At 70.7% G+C, this 5448-nt stretch carries 6 protein-coding genes and 1 pseudogene; 5 read left to right on the top strand and 2 right to left on the bottom strand.

Features of this window, described 5'->3' with window-relative positions; translation table 11 throughout:
• Positions 1-272: DUF4190 domain-containing protein (locus GUY59_RS45875; protein ID WP_161715088.1), on the top strand; the 272-nt coding region annotated here is incomplete at its 5' end.
• Here the strand turns inward: GUY59_RS45875 and GUY59_RS45870 are convergent.
• Entirely contained in the window at positions 269-901 is a 633-nt protein-coding gene (locus GUY59_RS45870; RefSeq protein WP_138208603.1) for a TetR/AcrR family transcriptional regulator, read from the bottom strand. The genes GUY59_RS45875 and GUY59_RS45870 overlap by 4 nt on opposite strands.
• Positions 902-967: 66 nt before the next feature.
• Here GUY59_RS45870 and GUY59_RS51605 point away from each other — a divergent pair.
• The 3 genes and pseudogenes from GUY59_RS51605 to GUY59_RS45860 form a co-directional block, all read left to right on the top strand.
• Positions 968-1084, top strand: a pseudogene (locus tag GUY59_RS51605) (ABC transporter ATP-binding protein); the annotation flags it as partial.
• A complete protein-coding gene (locus GUY59_RS51600; RefSeq protein ID WP_442939098.1) occupies positions 1063-1722 on the top strand; it encodes an ABC transporter ATP-binding protein in 660 nt (219 codons plus the stop codon). The pseudogene GUY59_RS51605 and the gene GUY59_RS51600, both read left to right, overlap by 22 nt.
• A complete protein-coding gene (locus GUY59_RS45860) occupies positions 1722-2447 on the top strand; it encodes an ABC transporter permease (protein WP_138208604.1) in 726 nt (241 codons plus the stop codon). Before GUY59_RS51600 ends, GUY59_RS45860 begins: the two co-directional genes overlap by 1 nt.
• A 97-nt stretch (positions 2448-2544) precedes the next feature.
• On the opposite strand, the gene GUY59_RS45855 is transcribed toward GUY59_RS45860, so the two are convergent.
• Entirely contained in the window at positions 2545-3903 is a 1359-nt protein-coding gene (locus GUY59_RS45855; RefSeq protein ID WP_138208605.1) for a S8 family serine peptidase, read from the bottom strand.
• A gap of 183 nt (positions 3904-4086) precedes the next feature.
• On the opposite strand from GUY59_RS45855, the gene GUY59_RS45850 reads away from it, so the two are divergent.
• Positions 4087-5448, top strand: a 1362-nt coding sequence (locus GUY59_RS45850; RefSeq protein WP_161715087.1) for a spermidine synthase, incomplete at its 3' end; no start/stop codon positions are given.

The raw sequence follows: 5448 nt of genomic DNA, 5'->3' as shown, positions 1-5448 counted from the left end.
CGCAGACCCACCCCAACGGCACCACGATCCTCGTGCTGGGCATCCTGAGCCTGGTGATCTGCAGCATTCTCGGGCCCTTCGCCTGGGTGATGGGCAACACCGCGCTGCGCGAGATCGACGGGAGTGGCTATTACTACGAGAACCGCGGCGCGGTCCAGGCCGGGCGCATCTGCGGCATCATCAGCAGCGTCCTGATGATGATCACGGTCGGGTTCCTCGTCTTCGCGTTCGGGATGGCGCTCGTCTTCGGCGGCTTCGACGGCAGCCGTTAACGCCTGCCGTAGTCGCCGAGGCCCGACTCCAGCAGGTCGAACGCCTGCTCCGCCTGCGCCCTGAGGCCGGGCTCGATGCTCTCCCACTCCTCGCCGGCGATCCTCCTGGTCACCGACGCGTGGGTGAGCAGGCGTGTCGTCGTGAGCACGTGCGCCGCGACGACTCTGGGCCGCAGGTCGCCGGGGCCGGCGCCGAGTTCGTCGGCGAGCGCCAGGGCCAGCGCCTGCTCCCGCTGCTCGTGCACCTCGCGCATCCGGGCGACCAGCGCCGGGCTGGCGTCCACGATCCTGGCGAACACGTCGGCGCCCAGGTTGAACCCGTACCGCCAGTCCTGGGTGTCGATGGCGTGGAGCACGTCGCGGCGGAAGGCGCGTACCACGCTCTCGCCGGGCTCGCGCTCCCGCAGCACCTGCACGGGGTGGTCCACGGCCAGGTGCTGTCGGTCGGCGAACAGGTCCTCCTTGGTGCTGAAGTAGTTGAACACGGTGTTGACCGACACGTCGGCGGCCCGCGCCACCTCGGCCACGGTCACGTTGTCGAACCCCCTGGCCATGAACAGGCCCATCGCGACGTCGGCGATGCGCTCCCTGGTCTCGCGCTTCTTCCGCTCCCGCAGCCCTTCACCCATGTCGTCATCGTATCGACTTTGCAGTGACACCAATTTTATGGTTACCTCAATCTTGGAGGCGATGAAATGATCAAGACTTCGGGTCTGAGCAAGACCTTCGACGGCGGCGTGGAGGCCGTCAGAGACCTCGGCATCTCGGTGGAGCCCGGCGAGATCGTGGGATTCCTCGGTCCGAACGGCGCGGGCAAGACCACGACCATGCGCATGCTGACCACGCTGCTGCGCCCCACGTCCGGCACGCCACCGTGGCCGGGCATGACCTGAGCGCCGACGCGAAGGAGGTGCGCAGGCGCATCGGGTACGTCTCCCAGGGCGGCGGCATCCTGCCGACCGTGCCGCTCAAGGGAGAGCTCGAACTCCAGGGCATGCTCTACGGGCTGAGCCGCCGGGAGTCCGCGGCCAGGGCGGGCGAGGTGCTGGCCGGACTGGACCTCTCCGGGCTGGAGAACAGCCTCGGCGGCACGCTGTCCGGCGGTCGGCGCCGCCGCTTCGACATCGCGTTCGCCCTGCTGCACGACCCTGCCCTGCTCTTCCTCGACGAGCCGACCACCGGCCTCGACCCGCAGAGCCGGGCCAACCTGTGGGACCACATCCGCGCGCTGCGCCAGGAGAAGGGCACGACGGTGTTCCTCACGACCCACTACCTCGACGAGGCCGACGCACTCTGCGACCGGCTGCTGATCATCGACCACGGCCGCATCGTGGCCGAGGGCGCCCCTGCCGAGCTCAAGACCGGCGGCCGCACGCTCGACGACGTGTTCCTCGACATCACCGGCAGGTCGCTGCGCGAGGAGAGCGCACTGACGGGAAAGGGGGCCTGATGCTCCGCGACACCTGGGTGTTGTTCCGCCATGGCGTGGGCGTCACGCTACGGCAGAAGGTCGGCATCATCTTCGGCGCGATCCAGCCGCTGCTCTTCCTGGTGCTGTTCGGCCCGATCTTCACCACGTTCGGCACCTGGGAGACGCTCGTGCCCGGCCTGATCATCCAGCTCGGGCTGATGAGCATGGGGCTGGCCGGATTCGGCATCGTCTTCGAGAAACGTTCGGGCGTGCTGGAGCGGATGCGCGTCACCCCGGCCAGCCGGCTGGCCCTGCTGCTCGGGCGCGTGCTCAACAACGCGGTCACACTGATCCTGCAGACGCTGCTGCTCCTGGCGGTCGCCTTCGCCTTCGGCCTGCGCGCGCCGGCGCTCGGGCTGGCCACCGGATTCGTGCTGGTCGTCGTGCTCGGGCTCAGCCTGGCCGCCCTGTCGTACGCCGTCGCCCTGACGATGAACGAGCAGTTGTTCGCGCCGGTGATGTCCACCGCCGTGATCCCGCTCATCCTGCTGTCCGGCTCGTTCCTGCCGATGTCGATGGCGCCGGGCTGGCTCGACGCACTCTCGCACCTCAGCCCGTTCCGGTATGTGGTGGAGGCGCTGCGCGACCTGTTCCACGGCCACTACCTGACGGGCACGGTCGGCGCCGGCGTGGCGGTGACCGTCGTCCTCGCCGTGGTCAGCCTCGTCATCGGGACGCGCGTGTTCAACCGGGAGAACGCGTAGGCGGACGCGACATGGCCGGAGCGGGCGGCACTCCGGCCACACCAGCGCCTGTGAGGCCGCGCCCCCGTGTGGCCGCGCCCTGGAGGTCGGGCGCCGGTCAGGCCGCGCTTCTGGAGCGGCGCTGAAGGGCCGCGATGATCCCCGCCGGATCCACGATCCCGTAGCCGTAGCCGTAGTCGAAGCCCACCTCGCTGCGGTCCTCCGCGGTGCGCCGCAGCAGCGCCCGCAACTGGGCGGGCGACAACCTGTCCGCCGGCCACAGCGTGCGCACCGCCGCCACGAGCCCGGCCGCCACCGGGGCCGCCGCCGACGTGCCCGAGTCGGGCGAGCCGGGGCCCAGGGCCTGCGACCCGGAGAAATGTGTGTACGCGCAGAGGTCCGGCTTGCGGGCGGTCAGCCGTCCCGGCCCCTGCGAGGAGTAGCCCACTCGCTCGCCGTTGACGTCGATGCCGCCGATCGACAGGGCCTTCGGATGGGAGTTGGCGCCCACGATGGGCCGGGAGGGGAACGCGCACCGGCCGTCGGGGCACTCGCGGCCGCAGTTGCCCGCCGCGAACAGCACGTCCGCGCCCGCCCGGTCCAGGCCGGCCACCATCAGGTTGAACGGGTGGGCGGCGTTGTCGGAGTAGTTGCCGGGATGCCCGACGGGAAAGTCCCACTCGGGCGAGAACGACCCCCACGAGTTGCTCACCACCAGCGCCTTCGACCCGGCGGGCTGGGCGTCGAGCACGGTGCGCAGGTGCGCGAACGCCGACACCGCGTCCGACAGCAGGCCGTCCATCGCCGAGCCGCCCGGCCGGGTGGACAGCAGCACCGGGATGTCGATGAGCGACGCGTGCGGGGCCGCGATGAGCGCGTCGAACGCGCACATCGTGCCGTGGTCCACCTCGAACTCGCCCGCGGTGCCCGACACCCCCGGCGGGCTCCAGGACCGTTCGGCGTCCAGTGTGACGCCCCGGCCGAGCTGCCTGGCCGCGTGCGCGGCGTTGATGCCGTTGTCGAGCACCGCCAGCGCGACCCCGCCGCCGTCGAGCCCCTCGGCGTGCAGGCCGGAGACGTGCAGCAGGCGTTCGACGTCGTGCCAGTCGCCGGAGGGCGGATCGCCCCCGCACACCGGCGCGGACCCGATGACCGGGTCGGCGAAGATGCCGACCACGTCGGGCCTGATGCCGGGCAGCAGCGTGACCCTGGAGGCCAGCTCGTCGTCCGAGATCGTGCCGCGGACCAGCACGGACGCGTCCTCGGCGGCCAGCGAGAAGTCGAGCGGCTGATTGAGGGAGAGCGGGTCGCCGCCGGTCGAGGGGACGGGACGCGGCACGGCCACGGGCACGAACGCCGAGTCGAGCTCGACGCCGGGCAGCCCATCGGCGACGTCGGCCGTGGTGGCGGCCTGGCCGGGGTCGGCGACGGCCGCGACCAGGTCGGGAGAGGGACGGAGCTGGATCAGGACCCGCATGTGTCACCACCAACGTGAGTCAGGGAGCGAACGTCCCAACATTCCTGCATCCGCCCGCCCGCGTCCAGGGGGTCTCACCGGTTTTGACCTGCGGAAATGCGCTAATCACCGCGAAGTGGACGACTTTTGTCCGTGGCCCGCCGTACTTCCCCGCCGGCGATCTTTTCACTACGGTGAGGCAGCATGACGCTGCAGGCGCAGAAGCCGGTCGACGACGGGGAGAGGGCTCACTGGCTGGCGGTGCGGCCGAGGCTCATCCTCGCCAGCGCCTTCATGCTCTTCCTCGAGCTGGCGCTGATCAGGTGGACCGGATCCAACATCGTCCACCTCAGCTACTTCACGAACTTCGTGCTGCTCGGCTCGTTCCTCGGCATCGGGCTCGGCTTCCTGCGCGTCGGCCGGTCGCGGCGCCAGCCCTACTACTCGCCCGTCGTGCTGGCCGTCCTCGTCGTGGTCGTGCTGACCTTCCCGGTGACCGTCGACAGGAACACCGAGGGCGTCCTGTACTGGACGAGCCTGTCCACCAGCGGCCCGCCCGCGTGGCTGATCCTGCCGGTGATCTTCTGCGCCGCGGCGCTGGTGCTCATGGGCCCCGCCGAACTCGTCGGCCGCTGCTTCCCGGAGCTGCCGCGCCTGGAGGCCTACCGCTACGACCTGATCGGCAGCCTCACCGGCATCGTCGCGTTCACCGCGCTGTCCTTCCTGAGCGCGCCGCCGGTGTTCTGGGGACTGATCGCCGCGGTCTGCTACGCGCTGCTGCTGGTGCCCCGGCCGCGCGCCCTCTACGTGGGCCTGGTGACCGTGCCCTCACTGGCCGTCGTCGGGCTGCTGCTGGCCGAGACGCTCACCGCCGGGGCGATCTGGTCGCCGTACTACAAGGTGACGTTCAGGCAGCTCGAACAACTGGGCGTCGCCGTCACCGACATCGCGGTCAACGGCATCCCGCACCAGCAGGCCGTGCCCGCCACCGCCCGGCTGCAGTGGGAACGCCAGTACGGCCTGCCGTACGAACGGACCACGAAACCGCCGAAGGACGTGCTCATCGTCGGCGCCGGCAGCGGCACCGACGTGGCGATCGCGCTGTCGAAGGGTGCCACCCACGTCGACGCCGTCGAGATCGACCCCAAGCTGCGCGAGCTCGGCGGCTCCGTCCACCCCGACCGCCCCTATGCGGACCCGCGCGTCACCACCCACATCACCGACGGCCGTGCCTTCCTGGAACGTACCGGCCGCACGTACGACCTCATCCTCTTCGCGCTGCCCGACTCCCTCACCCTCGTCTCCGGAGCCAGCTCGCTGCGCCTGGAGAGCTACCTGTTCACCGAGGAGGCCATGCGGGCCGCCCGGGAGCACCTGAAGCCCGGCGGCACGTTCTCGATGTACAACTACTACCGCGAGAGCTGGCTCGTCGACCGCCTCGCGTCCACCATGCAGAGCGCCTTCGGCCACAAGCCGTGCGTCGACGTCGTCAGCACCGCGGGCCAGCAGGCGGTCATCACCGCCGGACTCGGCGAGGCCGACCAGCGCTGCGGCCCCGCCTGGGCC

It is taken from the genome of Nonomuraea sp. K271, from assembly GCF_009908215.1.
Lineage (GTDB): Bacteria > Actinomycetota > Actinomycetes > Streptosporangiales > Streptosporangiaceae > Nonomuraea > Nonomuraea longispora.
This window is presented reverse-complemented; position numbering and strand designations above follow the sequence as displayed.